Genomic DNA, 17,418 nt, shown 5'->3' on the forward strand with positions numbered 1-17,418 from the left:
TCGATATTCATTTTTCAAAGTCCGCTAGTTAGCAGGGCTTATTTTGTTATGTCCTTTTATTAAAGCGTTCATATTTATGGGTTCTTTCAAACTATCTATCCTCCCTAATAAGCTTTTATGTATAGTCTTGATGCCATCTAGTATAACTCACAGTCCTATATCAGACAATAACCATTGCTTTAACTGGGTCATCGTCAATCACCCGTCAATCACCCTATTCAATGCCTTGGATGCAATTCTAACTACTTAGTTTTGTTCTTAAGCATCAATTCCTGATATTCGTCCAAGACCTTATCTAATGCCTGACTTACCGCAATTACTTCAGGGTCAGTGTAAGATCTCCCCTCTTTAACCTCGATCAAATCTAATCGCAATTTTTCGATTTGCTTTATAAGGTCATTAATCGTATGAGACACATTTTTCCTCCGTTTTGTTGATAATTGACCACCAATTTAACATTATATACTAAAAATTAACCGGTATTAAGAGCAAAATGGTCTTTTAACAAAACTTAACAATTCAGTCCTAACCGGATTTCATAAATTAACTCTATCAATTATCAGCAAAACTTTGCTCATTTTCGAAGAGAGGGCAGCGGCATGGGGGTCTACTCTGTGAACCAAAACTCACCCCCATTTCTAATAAATGGGGGTTGTTTCTAGTTCTATATAAATTCTCTAAACTTTTTCGCAGCTTGTAAGATATCCTCTTGAGCTAAAATTGCCGAGACAACTGAAACTCCATCAATCCCGGTTCCAATAACTTGCTTTAAGTTACTTAAATTAATTCCACCGATAGCCACAATAGGTATTGAAACCGACTTCTTAATCTGACTTAATTGCTCAAGACTGACTTCCGGGGCATCGGCTTTAGTAGCTGTGCTAAAAATTGCCCCTACTCCTAAATAGTCTGCACCCTGTTGTTGGGCAAGAAGAGCTTCTTCAAGCGTACTCGCCGAGACCCCAATGATTTTGTCCTTCCCAAACAATTCTCTCGCTTTAATCATTGGCAAATCATCTTGACCGATATGCAGTCCTTCGGCATCAACTGCTAAAGCAATGTCCAAACGGTCATTGATAATCAGAGGAATCTCATAGTGTGAGGTTATTTCCTTTACTCGCAGAGCTAACTCTAGAAATTCTTTGCTGGAAACAGATTTTTCTCTTAACTGAACCAAAGTAACTCCGCCTTGTATAGCTTTCTCCACACAGGCAGCCAGATCTCTGGATCCAAGTATTTTTCGGTCTGTTACTAAATAAAGACTGTAGTCAATCTTGGCTTTTTTACTCATACCTAATCTTACCTTCTCTAGCCAATAATTCAGGATTTAAGTTGTAAATACTGTCAAATAGCCTTGTTCTGAAGGTTCCTATCCCTTCACCATGACGTAAGGAAGCTTGAGCAATCTCCCCTGCTAAACCCATACTTGTTATTCCTGCCACAGCAGCACTAAAATAATCTTTGGTCACCCCGCAATAAGTACCCACCAAAGAAGTGGTCATACATCCTGTGCCTGTGACATCTGCTAAAATTTGATGACCATTGTCCAGCAGGCAAACTTGCTTTCCGTCAGAAACAATATCCGTTTTGCCGGTTATAGCAATAATAGAACCTAATTCAGAAGCCAGTGTTTTAGCGACAACTGAGCCGTCTTGTTCATCGGCCAGGGAATCCACTCCCTTAATTGCCACTTCTAAACCAGCTAAGACTTTAATTTCAGACATATTCCCTCGAATTACCTCGGGTTTAAGGGTTTGAATTAACCTGGCGGCAGTATTTGTTCTAAGTTTTGTTGCCCCAACTCCCACAGGATCGAGAATAACAGGAACCCCTAACTCTTTAGCTTTTAATCCTGCACTAAGCATGCTTTCAATTGTCCGGGAATTCAATGTGCCGATATTAATGACTAAAGCAGAGGCGAAGCCAACCATTTCTTCTACCTCTTCGATATCATCCGCCATCACCGGGGAACCTCCGATGGCCAACACAATATTGGCACAATCGTTAACGGTTACATAGTTCGTAATATGGTGGATTAAGGGACTTTTTTCTTTGACAAGACTTAGATTTGTGCTCAATTTCTCACGAATTTGCATTTTGAAGTCAACCTCCAGGTAATAATATGAACTAGACTAATTATGATCATAACCGGTACCGTAGCTCCTAAGAAGAAATCCAACTTAATAAACTGGTAATAAAGCATAGTACCCAGGGCACATAGAGCTAAGGTACCCCAATTAACTAATAGGTCTGATTGAATCCGCTTATTTTTAAGTAGGAAGTAATCCGTCAACAAGATTGAAAATAAGGGGGCGAATACTGAGCCTATTGCATAAAGGAAATGTTCATATTGTTCGATATTAATAACTATTGCCAGTACTGTACCAATGGCAGTCATGACTAGGGCAAGGGTTTTCTCATTTAGCTTAGGAAAGATATTAAGGCAGGAAACCCCTGCGGAATAGGCATCCAGGAAGGTTGTGGTTACTGTTGCCAGGACGATAATTCCCAGGGCTACTATGCCCAGATTAGCAGCCAGCAACATAGCAGCCGGATCAGAGTCATTGGCTACAATAGCAGCACCCAGACCAATAATGTACATCCAGCTGCTCCCAATAAAGTAGCCGAGCCAGCTCCCCACTGCACCATCCCGCTTAGTTCTTGCAAATCGAGTATAGTCAGCAATTAGGGGCAACCAAGATAAAGGCATGATTACAGCTAGCTCCATAGCTGAGCCAAAGGACATTTCTCCAACGCCCTGATTGGTGAACAGCTCATGATTGCGAAAAATGATGACACTTAGGACTAAGGTTAAAATAAATAGTAAGATTACTGCAAAGTGGTTGGCCTTCTTCCAGCCGCTATCTTTACCCAGCCAGAGCCAAAGCATTATTAAGCCGCCGATAATCAGGCTCCAAACTGTCAGATGATCAAATCCCCAAAGTGTATTGGTGATCTGATTTACTGACCTGGCCCCTACAACGATCATGACTGACGTCCAACCCAGTAACTGTAATACGTTCAGAATAGAGAAGATATAGGAACCATACTCTCCAAAGGAGATACGGGTAGATGCTAAGGCAGGTATTCTCTCTTCGGTTCCGATGATACCTCCCAACACCAAAATAGTTGTTCCTACAAGGTGCCCAAGCAGAATTGCAATAAGTCCCATTTTAAACCCCAAAGGGGCCAGCATACCTCCGGTTATAATTTCTGCGACGGATATGGAAGCACCGAACCAGAGAGTGGTAAAGTTTAGCATACTTAAATTATTTTTGACTGTTGAACTCACTCAATTAATCCCGCCTTTTTGTATAGTGTATAAAAGTGATGGGTAGGCCCTACACCCTTACCAATGGACAGTGAATTTTGGATTGCTATGGTTATATACTCCTTGGCTAGAGAGATTGCCTCATTTAAGCTATAGCCTAAAGAAAGGTTTGCCGTAATTGCCGACGAAAGTGTGCATCCGGTACCATGAGTGTTCTTCGTTGCAACTCTAGCTGTGGAAAAGTAACTGAATTCTCCACCGTCATATAGTACATCAATAGGATCTTCTTCTAGGTGTCCCCCTTTGAGCAAGACATTTTTGGCCCCCATCTGATGTATCTCCTTAGCGGCTTCTTCCATTTGCATAAGATTTTGAATGGACTTATTGGTCATAACCTCTGCCTCAGGAATATTCGGTGTAACCACCAACGCCAATGGCAATAGCTCCTTAATTAGGGTTGCTTCCGCCTCTGGATTTAACAAATGATAGCCACTTTTTGAGACCATAACTGGGTCTAAGACAATAACCTGAGGGGAATAATTTCTCAACTCTTCTGCAATTACCTCGATTGTCTCGACTTGCGAAACCATACCAATTTTCACTCCGTCGACCTCAATATCGTCAAAAATTGCCTCGATTTGTTTCGCGATTACCTCTCTCGAAATATCTTGTACAGCAAAGACCCCTTGGGTATTCTGAGCAGTGACCGCGGTTATTACGCTCATGCCAAAAACCCCATGGGCAGAGAATGTCTTAAGATCCGCCTGAATCCCCGCTCCTCCACTGCTGTCTGAGCCAGCTATAGTCAGTACTTTTTTCATACCGCACCTCCTGTTAATTATTCTCCACGATTAAAAAGAGCACAAATCTCCAGAATAAGATTTGTGCTCTTTCATTATCATAAAAGAGTAAACTGCTTACCTACGCTGGCATTATCCAGATCAGGTTAAAAGGGTCTTAGACTTTTGGGTCTAAATCTCAGCCAGCCAATTCCAGCACCCCTGCCCATAGTATTATTTGTTATAAAACTAACACGGAAAAGATTTAAAGTCAATGGACATAACCTATTTCTTAGTTAATATAGCGTACTTGGCACATTGATGCCCCAGACCTGATCATTCTATTAAAAATAGGCACTAAGATTGGATCAAACTGAATTCCTTGATTCTTAGTTAATTCATTTAAGGCTTGTTCTTGACTCATACCTTTCCGATAGGGACGATTGCTTGTCATAGCATCATAAGCATCAGCTATCGCTAAAATGCGACACTCCAGCGGAATTTCCTCTTCTTTGAGTCCTAGAGGATACCCCTTACCATTCCACCACTCATGATGCCTCAAAATGAAGTCGGATATTGGCAATAAATCTGGAGCTGATTGGGCAATCCGATGGCCGATTTCACTATGTCGCTGCATCTCTTTGAACTCATCTTCTGTCAGCCGTCCTGCTTTAAAGAGAATGCGATCCGGTATACCTACTTTACCGATATCATGGAATTGGGCCAAGAGTCGTAAGTCTGAGAGAGTCCGATCCGACAAGGTAATAGCTTCACCGAGCATTATCACCAAATCTTGTAACCGGTCCGCGTGCCCTTCGGTAATAAAATCTCTAGCCTCAAGGGCTTTCATCATGGCTTGGACTATTGCGCTGCGAGTACTTTTACTGCGGTGAAGTTTTTCCCGATACATGCCGTCATCAGCTTCTTTAAACACCTCGTCAAGGTTGACATTAGATGTTCCACTTACTGCAAAACCCATCGAGAGGCTGAGGGGAAACTCCTTGTTTTCCAGGTTATACTTTTCAACGCCCTTACGAATTCTGTAGCAGGCTTTTTCTACGACGGTTAAGTCACTCTTGGGCAGAATGACAGCAAACTCATCCCCGCCAATCCTAAAGATTAAATCTTCTTCTCGAAAACACTTTTTAATGATGGTTCCGGTTAACCAAAGTAATTTATCCCCTGTGCTGTGACCAAGTGTGTCATTAACGAGTTTTAAGCCATCCACATCACAGACAATTATTCCGACAGGAGAATTGCCGTCGTTTCCTTGTATGGAACGCATTTTCTCTTCAAAATACGTTCGATTATAGAGGTCAGTTATAACATCATGAAAACTAATATGCTCTAACTTTTCTTGAAATTGCTTTCGCTCCGTAATATCTTCCCCAATACTGGCAATTCCCGATACATTACCATCTGCATCAAACAAAAGGGTATGATTCCAGTGAACAAAACGGTTATTTCCCGCTTTAGTCCGGATCGGGTAGATATTATGTACAACAATGTCCTTACTGGCCAGTACCCCTTTTAACCATCCCTTTGCTTTTTGCCTAAACTCATGGGGAATGAAAACATTAAAGAAATCATGCCCAACAACCTCGTCTTTCTCGTACCCGGTTAATCCCAGTATAAAGTCATTGCAGAAAATAATTTTCCCGTTCATATCAATAATCCCGGTAATGAGTTTAACATTCTCCAGCATTGAGCGTAGACGACGTTCCGATTCTCGAAGCATTATTTCTTTAGACTGTAGTTTTTCGTAATTATACCTTAGTTCTTCTTCAACTGCTTCAAGCTCTTCATAACTACTCTCCAGATCCTTCTGAACTGTCATCTTGTTATAGATTTCTTCCTTTAGGCTTATTTCTGAATTTGCCAGCTTGCGAAAGTTATCTTGCAGTTCCACCGCCATCCGGCGAAAATTAGTAGCAAGGGATTCTACTTCGATGACTGGGCTATCTACCAAATAATTATTCTCTAGCCCATAAATATTATCGTTAAGTTCCGAAGTAAAACGAGCTAACTTAGTAAGAGGACGAACAAGCCAACGTCTCATTAAAAAAGCTAAAACCAGACCTAAACATACTGTTACCACTACAAAATAGACAGGTAAATAATATAACTGATTCAAGACATAGCTAGCCGGAACCGTAACTCCTAAGGACCAGTTGACTCCAAGTATAGGAGCATAAGCCAGGTATTTGTCACCGTCTTCAAAGGTATTCCTGGTAATTCCACTTTCTCCTTTAATCATTTTATCGATGGTATCTTTATAATCTAAAGAAGACCGATTATACATTCGTCCATTGTAAGTCATAATGAACTCTTCATTAGGATGGGTTATCATCAATCCATCTTTTTGGACAATAAATGCCTTACTTACCTCTCCATCTTTTGCTGCAATAAGCTCAGTTAATTCAGATAAGTTAATACAACCACCAATCAAACCAACAACCTTACTTCCATTCTTAATAGGAGCAGCGACAACAATAATGTGTCTGCCACTTCCCTTAGAATATAAGGGATCGGATATGATTGAATTCCCTGTATCCCTTACTTCATTAAAATAGTCACGATCTATTATGCTTCCTTGGAGTCCAGTATTTTGCAAGTATTTGCCTTCGCTATCGGCGTAGAAGAGTTCTTCATAACCTTGATTGCGTTGGATTTCTTCATTTAAATAGGATAAGATCAAGTCCTTGTCTCCACTCTTCATAAGGGGGATATTAGCCATGATCTCCAGTTTAGATTCATGGGCCTTTAACCACAGACTTACTTTAGAACTTAAAGAATGAGTAAGGGATGTAGTATGGACTTCCAAATTATTCATTAAGACAGCTCTTGTCTTATGAATGGCTAAAAAGGATAATCCGCCCAAGCCGAAGGTCAAAGCCATGATCATCAAAACTGTTACAGGTATCTTAAATTTCTTCATTCTTCCTCCCATGAAGATCCTCATCTTCACCTTAAAAGCCAATATTGTCCTTAAATTATATAGAATTCTCTTTAGATTCTAAAAACCCTCTAAAACGTAAGTGACTTGGCGATAATATTTTACGATAATTATCTTCAATTCTGATTTCGACAAATGTAAGCATTTTTCTGCTAGAAAAAAGTATTTTTCGTTCTTAAATAGAAAAATAGTATTAAATATTAAAAGAAACATTTGTTTGTCTTGCGAATGTGATAAAGTAATAAAAACGAACTCAACATCAGGAGGCATTTCAAATGACAGAACCTATTTTTTGGATCGAACTTATTCTCATAGCTATGGTCGGCATTGCCATTATCTTACTCATTATACTTTTAACTCGTTCACGCAATCCTTACGCAAAATTAGAGAATAAATTTAACCTTATGGAAAAAAACCTTGAGCGCAACGAACGTCTCGTGAATGGCGAAATCGCTAAAAACCGTGAAGAAACCAGCCTTAACGCCAAGCAAATTCGGGAGGAATTAAATCAGTCTGTTCGGTCTTTTAATGATTCAGTACTAGCCCGAATGTCGGAAATAGCCAACCTTCAAGGTAATCAATTAGATATTTTTTCTAACCAGATGAATTCCCTTACAAAAACAAATGATCTAAAACTAGAACAAATGCGCAAAACCATGGAAGAACGTCTGCTGCTGATTCAGCAGGATAACAGTCAAAAATTAGACCTAATGCGGGCAACTGTCGACGAAAAACTAAGCGCTACTCTTGAGCAGCGCTTAGGTGAATCTTTTAAATTAGTAAGTGACAGATTAGAGGCTGTTCACAAAGGGCTTGGAGAAATGCAAACCTTAGCTTCAGGGGTCGGAGACTTAAAAAAAGTCCTGACTAATGTTAAAACCCGAGGAATCTGGGGCGAAATACAGCTGGGAAACCTGTTAGAACAAATTCTAACGCCGGAACAATATGCCTGTAATGTTGCAACTAAGGCAGGAAGTAATGATCGCGTAGAATTTGCCATTAAACTTCCTGCCAGAGACGGGCAGAATAATATCATTTGGCTTCCAATCGATGCCAAATTTCCAATTGAAGATTATGAACGGTTAATTGAAGCACAGGATCAAGCCAATCTCCCACGCATAGAAGAATTGGGAAAGGCTCTTGAAAATCGAATTAAGCTGGAGGGGAGAACTATTAGAGATAAATATATAGATCCTCCCTGTACCACAGATTTCGGAGTCTTATTCTTGCCGGTAGAGGGACTGTATGCCGAAGTAATTCGCCGACCCGGGCTATGCGAACTTCTTCAGCGGGAGTACAAAGTTATCATAACCGGACCAACTACCCTGGCAGCTCTCCTCAACAGCCTTCAAATGGGCTTTAAAACCTTGGCAATTGAGAAACGCTCCAGTGAAGTATGGAATTTACTCAGTGCTGTTAAAACTGAGTTCGGTAAGTTCGTCGATATCTTAGAAAAAACTCAGAAAAAGCTTCAAGAAGCAAGCAACACTATTGATACTGCAACCAGAAAGAGTCGCACCATTGTTCGTAAGCTTAAGGATGTGCAGACGCTTCCTGCCGGTGAAGCGGAGGTAATGCTGGAGCAGGAGTCTGAGCAAGACTAATGTAAGAAGGTTTCCTGTCAGGGGAAGATTCAGTCGGGCTCTGAGGCGGAGCGCTTCTTAGCTGAGTTAACCCGTGCGAAGACGATGCTGCAAGAAGGTTTAACCCGTGCGAAGACAGTGTCTTCGTCGTTCTGCACGCGTCTGCGAGTTCCGCCGCTGGCTCGCTTGACGGTTTGCGAGCGCGTCCGAACCTCTGGGTATTTCTGCATGTGAACCTGCGGCGCGCTACGGGGACGCAAACCGTCGGCCTTCGCCTTAGCGCGGCTTCACTGACGCATCCGCTTAGCAGAAAAGCGCTCCTCCAGCCAGCTTGCTAGGAGTGTAAGCAGAACTTTAGGATTCTTAGGTAAGGCTTCGAGGAATCTTTAGCGTGCTTGGCGGTTTTTGCAAACTGCAGGTGCTGTAGTAGGGGCATGTCAGCCTACTCTGAAAAGCACCAAAAAACACGCTTTAGAATAGTAGACCCGAAAGACAGGGCGGCTTCGATCCACAGGAGTGAACTCATTGCATGGAGAGGCGGTTAAGCCCACATAGTTGACCTGGGGAAGCGTAGCCACTGGTTCACCTCAGGTATTACCCAGAGGTTTGGCGAAGCTCCCGGGTCAACGAGTGGGCCAGCCTCGGAATGCTGAGTTACGGATGTGGGCGAAGCTGCCCTGCCCCCAGCGACCCTATTTTCATCCTCTGCTAGTGCTACGTAGCGGCATGGAGTGCGACCCTACTATTCCAAAGCCTCCGATAGAACCCATTCTGCTCGAGAAGCTCACCATGCTTACCTCGCTCAACCACCTGACCCTTGTCCAGTACCAATATTTCATCCATCTTCTCTAAACCCGTTAATTGATGGGTAATTACTAAAGTAGTACGCCCTTCCATAAGTTTATAGACTTCCTCCCAAACGTCACGTTCTGTTATTGGATCAAGGCCCTCCATAGCTTCATCCAGGATCAGAATCGGAGCATTCTTTAGTAGTACTCTGGCAATTGCCAATCTTTGCCTCTGCCCACCTGAAAGCTTAAATCCACCTTCCCCCACAAAGCTGTCATATCCCTTAGGCAATGATTGAATAAAATCATGGAGCTTTGCTTTTTGGGCGGCTGATTTCACATCTTCATCACTGGCCTCAGGGTTTGCCAGAAGAAGATTCTCGTGAATTGTGGCATTAAAAATATGGGTTCTTTGCGTCACAACACCTACGTAGTTTCTGGCCTCTTGTTGAGAATAGTCACGAAGGGAGTGCCCCCCCAGCTCAATACTCCCCTGATCAAACTCCCAAAATCGGAGCAGTAAATTCACAACGCTTGTCTTGCCTGCACCACTTGCCCCGACAATGGCTACCTTGCCCCTTTGAGGGATTTTAAAGGACAACCGATGTAAAGCCCAAGGCTCCCTCTCCCCATATTTAAAGCTAACCTCCTTAAAGACCAGGCTCATATCTTTAGGTATAGAAACCATTGATTGATGATCTTTAACCGTAGGCTGGGCTTGGATTAGCTCTAGCAAACGCTCTGCCGCAGCCTGATTTTGTTCTAAATGATGCGGAACCTGGGCTAAAGGAACTATTGCTTCAAAACTGCTTAATGTCCCTAGGGCCAACATTCCCAGATTAACTCCACTTAACTTTCCTTGCTCAACAAGCATTATCCCTAAGATAAGGATAAACCACATACTTAGATTTCCAATCATCCAGGTTAAAGCTGAGGAAAAGGCCGTTTGCCAGGCATTCCGACGTTGTTGATCAGTTAATCTTTCGTTGGTATGTCGAACACTTATTAATTGCGACTGAGCTTGGCCGTAAGCGACTAGTTCAGTCATTCCTAAAAGGCTGTCAGCAACCTGGGTGTTGAGTTTTGTCTTTAAAGCAACAATACTCAGCCCTACCCCTCGACTCAAACTTTTGACGATCCAGGGAATAAGTAGTCCTGCCATTAAAAAACCAGCTGCTAAAATTGCTGTAAATCTTAGATCATAGCGAGCCAGGAAAAACCCGTATCCGCTAAGAACCAGTAAAGCTACGATGGGCGGAGACATAACTCTCAGAAAGAGATTTTGTTGAATTTCCACATCTGCAACAATTCGTCTAAGCAGGTCTGCACTCCGAAAATTCAATAGGCGAGCCGGGGCAAGGGGTTCTATTGCTTGATAAAACTTAACCCGTATTTGGCTTAAAACCCGAAAGGTCACATCGTGAGCAACATAACGCTCTAAGTAACGAAAGACAGCACGGGATATGCCAAAGAAACGAACGCCAACAATGGTCACCATCAAGTCAAGGACCGGAGGATGAAGAGCCGCACGGGCCAGAAGATACGAAGAAGTTGCCATTAATCCAATGTGACTTGTAACAGTCAGCGAACTTAAGATCAAGGCAAGAATGATTCTCCTCCGGTAAGGTAACATCATGTGAATTAACCAAGTTGCACTCTTCATCCTATCTCACCTCGGTATTCCTTCAAGAAACTATGATAAAGGCCCTGTTCTCTCACCAATTCCATATGAGTTCCTGCTTCAACAATCTGGCCCTGATCCATTACCAGAATTCGGTCTGCTTGGAAAACAGTATCCAGGCGATGAGCGATGATTAAGGCAGTCCTGCCTTGCAACAAACGTGCTAAGGCTTCTTGTACATATTTTTCACTTTCTAAATCTAAGCTGGAAGTCGCTTCATCTAAGATCAAGAGTTGAGCATTTTTTAAGAAAGCCCTGGCCAGGGCAATTCGTTGAGCCTGTCCGCCGCTTAAGCGGGTCCCCCCTTCCCCCAGATAAGTTTCGTATCCCTCAGGAAGTTTCATAATAAATTCGTGAGCCGATGCCTCTTGGGCTGCCCTGACAAGATCTTCGAAGCCGGCAGAAGGTCTTCCTAAACGAATATTTTCTGCTACACTTCCGGCAAATAGATATGTGTTTTGAGGAACGTAGGCAATCTCATTCAGCAATTTTTCTTTTGAAATCCTGTTCAATGAAACTCCATTGATCTGAATATTTCCCGATGTTGGATTAATGAAACCCAATAGAAGCTGGGCAACCGAAGTTTTACCCCCTCCGCTGGGACCGACGATAGCAATTTGTTCTCCTGAATTTATGGATAGATTGATTCCTTTTAGAACCGGGGCCCCTCCGGCTTGATAGGTAAGGCTAACATCTTGAAAAGTAATCTGGAAATTACCGGGCAATGCCGGGGTATCTGTCTTGAATTCTGTCTGATTAACATTTTCTTCATTATGCAAAGGAGCATCCAAAATCTCAAATATTCGGGCAGCGGCATTTACCCCAGACAAACCTGCATGAAAGTTTAACCCTAAGGTTCTTAAAGGGGTATAGAATTCAGGTGCCAGCAGTAAAAGAAACAAACCGGAAGAATATGAAAGGGTTCCATTAACCAGTCTTAACCCGATGGTCACGGCTACCAAAGCAGTGCTAATTGTTGCCAGAAACTCTAGCATAAGTGCGGATAGAAAAGCAATTCTTAACACGCTCAGGGTTGATCTTCGAAAAGACTCGCTAACTCTTTCTATAACCCTGGTTTGATTTTTGGCTTGCCCAAATACTTTTAGAGTCGTCAAGCCCTGGAGAATGTCTAAAAAATGGGCACTCATCCAACTTAAATCTTTCCACTGCTGCAGTGATTTTTTCTCAGCAAGTTTCCCGATTAACATCATGAAAATCGGTATAAGCGGACCGGTCACGAGAAGAATCACTCCGGACTTCCAATCCCGGGGAAACACAAAGCAAAGGATTACAAAGGGTATACCCGCGGCCAATAGTAGTTGGGGCAGATATTTTGAAAAATAATCCTCCAGTGCTTCAATTCCGTCGATAACCGTAGAGATTAGTTCCCCGGATCGTTCCCCTCTCGTATATAGGGGGCCCAAGGACATAATATGCTTCAGCAATCGTTCACGTAAATTTAGCTTTATATAGGAAGCCACTTCAAAGGCAGATACTTCACTGCCCCACTGAAATATTGCCCGGGTTATGATAATTGCCAGGATCATCAAGAGGAAATTCCAAGTCTCCTTTAGGTTAGCCCCTTCTAAGAACACTCTGGAGACTACGCCGGAGAAAAACCAGGCCTGGGCAACAGCTAATAAGGCGATCCCTATACTAAGACTTATAGTTAGTAAAAGAAATCTCCAAACAGACCTCCCCTCTCTGATTAACCGCTTATCAAACATTATTATCATCTCCTTCGGGCAAGACAGGGGAACCGGTTCTTCTGTCTTAATTGGGGGGCATCCAAAGTTAGGGGGATCCTCTGAAGGGTTCACTTGATTGTCCCTACATTATGGTCATTAGGTGCAAGCCTAAATTAATTAAGGGCAAGAAATATCTTGCCCTTTGATTATATATCAAATTCTTAATAGTGTAGATTCTTTTCGGTGACTCTGTTACGGAATACCCAATAGGTCCACCCTTGATATATAAGCACAATAGGCACCATAATCATTGCTACAATCGTCATTATCTTGAGGGTATATGGGCTGGAGGATGCATTGTAGATAGTGAGACTCCAGTTTGCATTCAAGCTGGAAATCATTACCCGAGGGAAAAGGCCCCAGAACACGGATACAGTAAACAGGAGAATTGTCACGCCGTTAGTAACGAAAGCCCAGCCATTTTTTCGAGACTTTAAGAAGAGAGCAGCCAGGATAAGAGTCACTCCTGAACCTATTAAGGTTATACCTGCGCCAAGACTTGCAAAAAGATCCGTCTGATAATAGGTTAAACCTGCTAACAGTAAAACAACGGGAACAGCCACTAAAGCAATTCTTCGAGCTATTTTTAATGACCGTTGAGCCATGTCCCCTGTTGTCTTGAGGCTGAGGAATAAAGCACCGTGAAACATAAAGACTAACAATGTGGTTAACCCACCGATGATAGTGTAAGGAGAAAGAAGATCAAAGAAGGTTCCAACATATTGCATTTCTGCATTTATTGGCACGCCTTTAAGCAGATTTGTCACTGCTACTCCCCAAAGGATTGCTGACAATAAACTTCCCGTGAAAATCACCCAATCCCAGGTGTTTCGCCAGAGTGGACTTGGATCACTACTGCGGAACTCAAAGGCTACTCCTCGAATGATCAAGGAAAATAAAACCAGAAACAATGCCAGAAAAAAACCGCTAAACAAGGTAGCATACCAATTAGGAAAGGCCGCAAACATGGCTCCACCAGCCGTAATTAGCCAGACTTCGTTGCCATCCCAGTGGGGTCCGATTGTATTAATAACTACTCGACGTTCTTGATCATTTTTACCTAAGAAGGGAAGTAAAATTCCCACTCCAAAATCAAACCCCTCGAGAAAAAAGAACCCAACGAACAATACGGTTATGAGTATGAACCAGAGGATGTTTAAGTCCATAATGACGCCCCCTTAACTCCAGTTTTCTGGCTTTCTTCTACAGGCGCTTCCGGCCCCTTCTTAACATATTTAACCATCAGATAAATATCGGCAACTGCTAAAATTGTATATATTAACAAAAAGCCAATCGATGCAATCAACATCGAAACTAAAGACACTGAAGTGGATACCCCCTGATCTACTCTTTGTAATCCGTAAACAATCCAAGGTTGACGTCCAACTTCTGCTAAGAACCAGCCCGCTGTATTTGCTATATAGGGGATTGGGATGGTCCATAACATTAGTTTCAAAAACCAGGGATTTTGTTCATAAGCCTTCGTCCTATTGAAGTATAATCCTAGCATTGCCATCAGGACTAACCAAATTCCTGCTGTCAACATGATACGGAAACTCCAAAAAAGAGAAGCTACCGGCGGAACATAGTTACCTGGCCCATATTCATTAACAGCAGCTTCCTGCAGCTCATGAATCCCTTTGACCTCACCTGTAAAGCTGTTATAAGAAAGAAAACTTAACAAGGCAGGAATTTTAACCTCAAAATTGTTTTTCTGTCCTTGCTCATCGATGGAGGCATAGAGGGATAAACCTGCTGGATTTTCTGTCTCCCAATGTGCCTCAGCTGCGGCCATCTTCATGGGTTGAGTTTTCACAAGGTGCATTCCTTGTAAGTGTCCAATTCCTGAAACCCCTAAAGTACTTATTAGTCCAAAAACAACGGCAATCTGAAATGAGCGCTGAAAGACATCCAAATAGTTCTTTTTCAGTAAATGATAAGCACTAACCCCCATCACAAAAAAACCGGCGGTTACAAATCCGCTAAGAACAGTATGAGGGAATTGATAGAGCACATGAGGATTCGTGATTAATGCCAGAAAATCAGTCATTTCTGCACGGCCATTGCGTAAAACATAGCCAACTGGCTCTTGCATAAATGAATTTGCAACTAAAATAAAGAACGCAGAGAGGTTCGAAGCAATTGCTACAATCCAAATAGCCATCAAATGAACCCTCTTAGATAATTTATCCCACCCAAAAACCCATAATCCTAAAAATGTAGACTCTAAGAAAAACGCTACTAAGGCCTCAACTGCTAAAGGAGCACCAAAAATATCTCCTACAAAACGAGAATACTCCGACCAATTCATACCAAACTGGAATTCTTGAGTTAATCCGGTTACAACACCCATAGCAAAATTGATTAGAAATAGTTTACCCCAAAACTTAGTCATTTTCTTGTAGGTTTCATTCCCGGTTTTTACATACCATGTCTCCATCATAGCAACGAGGACACCTAGTCCTAAAGTCAAAGGAACAAACAAGAAATGATAAGAAGTCGTTAGGGCAAATTGTAATCTAGATAAGATAAGTTCAGTCATCGTCACACCTCCAATTAGTTAATTAATGTCAGCCTCACATTTATTATTCCCTAGTAACTGCTTTAAAGATGGCCCTTCCCTCTTTCCTCCTTTGTTTATTCATTTTCACTTAACCTATTTACGTTATATATATGTCTCCACTCAATTTTATATTATTTATTATTATACTAATTATCAATTAGGTAGTCAATTAAATATGTAGAAAATTGAGTGTTATAGTTTTTGTTTATTCGCCAATAATCGATATTATTCCTCTATTTTCGATATTTTGTTAGATTTTTTCTTGGTTAGGCCTAGGTTGCTTACTGTTGAGAGAACCTTTCTGAAATGTAAGTCATATTTCCTAATTAGATAACATTCTTATAGCGGTCTATTCATTTTCTTTAGTTGTTTATCGTTGGATATATAAGTTCTAAATTGATCCATACATGGTAAATGAACCTTAATATTAATGAAATTACCAGGTTTGAACTCGGTAATTTGGATAATATAATACAGCCATCTAAAATGGAAAATAATTAAATTGAACTAGAAGAAAAGGAGGAATTTACTATGTCAGGAGAAAGAAGTACAAATACACCAGCAGCTCAAGGGGCTTCTCAGCAATTAGATCAATTCAAATATGAGGTAGCCAGCGAGATGGGTCTTCAATTAGGCGGTGATCGAACAAGCCGTGAAAATGGCTCTGTCGGCGGTCAAATGACTAAGCGTATGATTCAATTTGCAGAGGAACATCTTAAAAACGGCAGCAAGATATAATTACTTAGAAGTTCATAAGAACGCACAAAAAGAGGGATGTCAATGGCATCCCTCTTTTTGTGACTTTCTCCCGCTTTGGAAACGCTCTTAATCGCAAAATTCGGCCCAGTTAGCAGGATAGGTACAATAGAAAACTTTACAAAACGTTGGCGAGGAAAAGACGACCTGACTTCCCTTAGGAATGTACAACACATCTCCAGCCTTAGCACGGAAAACTTGCCCTTCAACTTCCAGGACAAACTCCCCTTCGATGACGTAATCAACTTCATCATAGTTTAAGAACCATGGCAGCCGAGAATGATCAAAGGTCATAAACCCTGAGGCCAGATTGCCCACCCGAGAATCAATCACGTCTACCAGCCCTACTTTTTGTCCGGGAGGCGCTTCCGGAAATGGCTGAATTACAACCGTTTCTCCTTTGACATGGGTCGCTTTCGGGTTTGCACAGGCGGGTTTAAGAACCTCTCCCAGAATCTTCTGGACGGCTTTTTTTAGGTCGGCATCCTTGGTGTTTGTTGCTTCTGTGCCAGAGGATACACTGACCTCTTTAACTCCGGACTCAGAATTAATCAGTTGTACTCCTGCTTGCCCTACAACATTGTGGCCGATAATTTCTTCTTTGCCTTTGCTAATGGTAATTCCCAGTTCTTTAGCGAGATCCTTGGCGGATGGGGTCAGGACACTGTCTTCTTCTAAAACGATATTTTTACCTAATTTGGCCATATCCCGCAGAATGGCAGCCGAGATAAATCGTCCCATAGTACACCTCCTTATCATGGTTCGATATTAGATATTCGTGGTTCGAGTTAAGATTTCAATACTAGAATTTAGGGGGTAAACTTTAGTGCTTTGCACCTCGTTTCCCTACTTGGGTTTTTGCAAAGTTTTTTTGTTGCTTCTCGCTTAGTACTTCGTACTAACTATGATCAATCGGTTCACTTAGCCAGCATCGAGCTTGTGATCCTGTCTTCTTGCCTCGTGCTGCCAGCTTCGAACTCCTTACAGCAGACTTTCAATTAATTGCTTCGCGGGTCTGGGGATAACGACTTGACGGATGAGAAGCCCCTTTTCACTGGCCAGGTTGCTTCCTTCTTCCACGGCGGCTTTGACGGAAGCAACTTCTCCGGTGAGGAGGGTGTAGCTTTTACCCCCAATTCCAAAAGCCAAGTGTAAGAGCAGCGGCTCCACATCGCCGGCTTTGACTGCCGCATCCGCTGCTTCGATGAGGGAGGCAACGGTAAAGGTTTCTATGATACCTAAGGCCTTAATATCCTTTAGAGCGTTCGCTCTTCCAATGGAGGGCAGGATTGA

The 17,418-nt window shown here is 42.1% G+C and carries 14 protein-coding genes and 1 riboswitch; of the genes, 2 read left to right on the top strand and 12 right to left on the bottom strand.

Annotation, left to right across the window (positions count from 1 at the left end; translation table 11 throughout):
* Nucleotides 1–242 precede the first annotated feature (242 nt).
* The 6 genes from BLS16_RS22290 to BLS16_RS22315 all read right to left on the bottom strand — a co-directional run bounded on the left by BLS16_RS22290 (nucleotide 243) and on the right by BLS16_RS22315 (nucleotide 6,988).
* Nucleotides 243–416: an aspartyl-phosphate phosphatase Spo0E family protein gene (locus BLS16_RS22290; RefSeq protein WP_092335794.1), complete on the bottom strand. Its 174-nt coding sequence runs from the start codon at nucleotides 414–416 to the stop codon at nucleotides 243–245.
* Between the two features lie 248 nt (nucleotides 417–664).
* Nucleotides 665–1,291, bottom strand: a complete 627-nt coding sequence (gene thiE, locus BLS16_RS22295) for a thiamine phosphate synthase (protein ID WP_092335795.1) — start codon at nucleotides 1,289–1,291, stop codon at nucleotides 665–667.
* Nucleotides 1,284–2,096: a hydroxyethylthiazole kinase gene (gene thiM / locus BLS16_RS22300; RefSeq protein ID WP_092335796.1), complete on the bottom strand. Its 813-nt coding sequence runs from the start codon at nucleotides 2,094–2,096 to the stop codon at nucleotides 1,284–1,286. The genes thiE and thiM overlap by 8 nt, the downstream gene beginning before the upstream one ends.
* Nucleotides 2,075–3,292, bottom strand: coding sequence for a putative hydroxymethylpyrimidine transporter CytX (gene cytX, locus BLS16_RS22305; RefSeq protein WP_242876409.1), 1,218 nt, complete (start codon nucleotides 3,290–3,292; stop codon nucleotides 2,075–2,077). Before cytX ends, thiM begins: the two co-directional genes overlap by 22 nt.
* Nucleotides 3,289–4,092, bottom strand: coding sequence for a bifunctional hydroxymethylpyrimidine kinase/phosphomethylpyrimidine kinase (gene thiD / locus BLS16_RS22310; protein ID WP_092335797.1), 804 nt, complete (start codon nucleotides 4,090–4,092; stop codon nucleotides 3,289–3,291). Before thiD ends, cytX begins: the two co-directional genes overlap by 4 nt.
* Before the next feature lie 80 nt (nucleotides 4,093–4,172).
* Nucleotides 4,173–4,284: riboswitch (TPP riboswitch) on the bottom strand.
* Nucleotides 4,285–4,342: 58 nt separating this feature from the next.
* A complete protein-coding gene (locus BLS16_RS22315; protein WP_176786271.1) occupies nucleotides 4,343–6,988 on the bottom strand; it encodes an HD domain-containing phosphohydrolase in 2,646 nt (881 codons plus the stop codon).
* 293 nt (nucleotides 6,989–7,281) lie between these two features.
* On the opposite strand from BLS16_RS22315, the gene BLS16_RS22320 reads away from it, so the two are divergent.
* Nucleotides 7,282–8,610, top strand: a complete 1,329-nt coding sequence (locus tag BLS16_RS22320) for a DNA recombination protein RmuC (protein ID WP_092335799.1) — start codon at nucleotides 7,282–7,284, stop codon at nucleotides 8,608–8,610.
* A gap of 693 nt (nucleotides 8,611–9,303) precedes the next feature.
* Here the strand turns inward: BLS16_RS22320 and cydC are convergent.
* The 4 genes from cydC to BLS16_RS22340 form a co-directional block, all read right to left on the bottom strand.
* The gene (gene cydC, locus BLS16_RS22325) at nucleotides 9,304–11,040 is read right to left on the bottom strand and encodes a thiol reductant ABC exporter subunit CydC (protein WP_092335800.1); all 1,737 of its coding nucleotides are present in this window, start codon (nucleotides 11,038–11,040) and stop codon (nucleotides 9,304–9,306) included.
* Nucleotides 11,037–12,785: a thiol reductant ABC exporter subunit CydD gene (cydD, locus tag BLS16_RS22330; RefSeq protein WP_092335801.1), complete on the bottom strand. Its 1,749-nt coding sequence runs from the start codon at nucleotides 12,783–12,785 to the stop codon at nucleotides 11,037–11,039. Before cydD ends, cydC begins: the two co-directional genes overlap by 4 nt.
* Nucleotides 12,786–12,967: 182 nt before the next feature.
* Nucleotides 12,968–13,972 carry a cytochrome d ubiquinol oxidase subunit II gene (cydB, locus tag BLS16_RS22335; RefSeq protein WP_092335802.1) on the bottom strand — a complete coding sequence of 335 codons (1,005 nt, stop codon included), beginning with the start codon at nucleotides 13,970–13,972 and terminating at the stop codon, nucleotides 12,968–12,970.
* Nucleotides 13,963–15,348 (bottom strand): cytochrome ubiquinol oxidase subunit I, encoded by a 1,386-nt coding sequence (locus tag BLS16_RS22340; protein WP_092335803.1) that lies wholly within the window; start codon nucleotides 15,346–15,348, stop codon nucleotides 13,963–13,965. Before BLS16_RS22340 ends, cydB begins: the two co-directional genes overlap by 10 nt.
* Nucleotides 15,349–15,900: 552 nt before the next feature.
* On the opposite strand from BLS16_RS22340, the gene BLS16_RS22345 reads away from it, so the two are divergent.
* On the top strand, nucleotides 15,901–16,107 hold the full coding sequence (locus tag BLS16_RS22345; protein WP_034602265.1) for an alpha/beta-type small acid-soluble spore protein: 207 nt from the start codon (nucleotides 15,901–15,903) through the stop codon (nucleotides 16,105–16,107).
* An 87-nt stretch (nucleotides 16,108–16,194) separates the two neighbouring features.
* On the opposite strand, the gene BLS16_RS22350 is transcribed toward BLS16_RS22345, so the two are convergent.
* Together BLS16_RS22350 and BLS16_RS22355 are read right to left on the bottom strand one after the other, a co-directional pair.
* Nucleotides 16,195–16,866: a cupin domain-containing protein gene (locus BLS16_RS22350; RefSeq protein WP_092335804.1), complete on the bottom strand. Its 672-nt coding sequence runs from the start codon at nucleotides 16,864–16,866 to the stop codon at nucleotides 16,195–16,197.
* A gap of 240 nt (nucleotides 16,867–17,106) precedes the next feature.
* A partial coding sequence (locus BLS16_RS22355; RefSeq protein ID WP_143015567.1) for a BMC domain-containing protein occupies nucleotides 17,107–17,418 on the bottom strand: 312 nt, incomplete at its 5' end.

Source organism: Desulfosporosinus hippei DSM 8344 (assembly GCF_900100785.1).
Taxonomy (GTDB): Bacteria; Bacillota; Desulfitobacteriia; order Desulfitobacteriales; family Desulfitobacteriaceae; genus Desulfosporosinus; species Desulfosporosinus hippei.